Source organism: Modestobacter caceresii, from assembly GCF_000761485.1.
GTDB classification, from domain to species: Bacteria; Actinomycetota; Actinomycetes; order Mycobacteriales; family Geodermatophilaceae; genus Modestobacter; species Modestobacter caceresii.
Genome location: NZ_JPMX01000103.1, coordinates 1 through 261 on the forward strand (window position 1 = coordinate 1; position 261 = coordinate 261).

Annotated in this window: 1 protein-coding gene; it reads right to left on the reverse strand. The window is 73.2% G+C overall.

Features of this window, described 5'->3' with window-relative positions:
• The coding region (locus IN07_RS20025) for an IS5/IS1182 family transposase (protein WP_036339512.1) at positions 1 to 261 on the reverse strand (261 nt) is incomplete at both ends.

Consider the following 261-nt stretch of genomic DNA (forward strand, 5'->3'; position numbering starts at 1 on the left):
CGCCATCGGCCCACACCTTGCCCAGTCGCGGGAACTTCGGGCGGGCGGCGCTGAGCAGTTGGCGTCCGCCCGGCCGGTCCTGCAGGGACGCGCTGGTGACCATGACCGCCAGCAGCAGCCCCCCGGTGTCGACCAGCAGATGCCGCTTGCGTCCCCGAACCCGCTTGCCGGCGTCGTAGCCGACCGCCTCCCCGCCTTCAGACGTCTTGATCGACTGGGCGTCCAGCACCGCCGCCGTCGGCTGGGGATCACGGCCCTCGG